This window comes from Kitasatospora sp. NPDC092039, from assembly GCF_044756065.1.
Taxonomy (GTDB): Bacteria; Actinomycetota; Actinomycetes; order Streptomycetales; family Streptomycetaceae; genus Kitasatospora.
In genome coordinates this window covers 1-1,319 of sequence record NZ_JBIVSD010000058.1, presented here as the reverse complement: position 1 = coordinate 1,319, position 1,319 = coordinate 1, and the positions used below count along the sequence as shown (strand labels likewise).

1 protein-coding gene is annotated in these 1,319 nt (G+C 72.6%); it reads left to right on the top strand.

Features of this window, described 5'->3' with window-relative positions:
* A partial coding sequence (locus ACIQI7_RS38940; RefSeq protein WP_401119610.1) for an IS701 family transposase occupies window positions 1–1,209 on the top strand: 1,209 nt, incomplete at its 5' end.
* Window positions 1,210–1,319 lie beyond the last annotated feature (110 nt).

Genomic DNA, 1,319 nt, shown 5'->3' with positions numbered 1-1,319 from the left:
GAGCGCCTCGGCGAGTTCGTCGCCGAGGTGTTCGCGTCCCTGGCGCGCAAGGACCAGCGCCGGCAGGGGGATTGCTATCTTCGGGGGCTGATGCTGGACGGGCGGCGCAAGTCGATCCAGCCCATGGCCGAGCGGTTGCCGGACGGGAACATGCAGGCTCTGCAGCAGTTCGTCAGCCAGTCGCCGTGGGACCACGCGCCGGTGCTGCGACAGATCGCCCGGAAGATGACCTCCGCCCTCGCACCGGAAGCATGGGTGATCGACGACACCTCGTTCCCGAAGGCCGGCGACCAGTCCGTGGCCGCGTCGCGTCAGTACTGCGGCGCGCTGGGCAAGCGCTCGCTCTGCCAGGTCGGGGTGAGCGTCCACGCCGTCACCGACCAGGCTTCCAGCCCGTTGTCCTGGCGGCTGTTCGTGCCGCCGGACTGGGACGGCCGCGACGACGAGCGCCGGCGACGCACCGGCCTGCCGCCGGAGGTCGGGCACGTCGAGAAGTGGCGGCTGGCCATCGACATGCTGGACGAACTGATCGCCTGGGGGCTCGCCTCGCAGGTCGTGGTCGCCGACGCGGGCTACGGCCAGTCGGCGGCCTTCCGCCATGCCCTGCGCTCCAGGGGTCTGGGCTACATCGTGGCGGTGCGCGGGGACGAGACCGCGCACCGCCACGACGCCGAACCGGTGGCGCCCGCCTATCGTGGCGCCGGCCGCAGGGCCCTGCCCCGCTACCGCACTAGCCCCCTCGCCCTGCACGAACTCGCCGCCGAAGGCGGCCGCCGGGCGTTTCGGCAGGTCACCTGGCGCCAGGGCAGCCGCGGAGCGATGCGCTCACGGTTCCGGGTCCTGCAGATACGGCCCGCGGGGAAGATCCCCCGCACGCTCGCCGCAGCCGAGGCCGGAGGCGGCGCCGCATGGGACGGCGTCCTGCCGGCCGAGACCCTGCTGGCCGAATGGCCGCCCGACGCGAGCGCGCCCACCGAGTACTGGCTGACCACCCTGCCGCCCGGCACCGCGATCCGTCGCCTCGTGCGCCTGGCAAAGATCCGCTGGCGCATCGAGCACGACTACCGCGAGATGAAGCACGGTCTGGGCCTGGACCACTTCGAGGGCCGCACCTGGCGGGGCTGGCACCACCACGTCACCCTGGTCACCGCCGCCCACGCCTTCCTCACCCTGCGGCGCCTCGACCCAAAAGTCGAGGCGCCGGCCTGACCTTCTACCGAGTCCTCGACGCCATCCAGGACCTCATACGGGCCTGGACCGGCGAATGCCCCACCTGCCACCGCGAGTTACCCACCACACACCGACCAGGGCGCACCGGA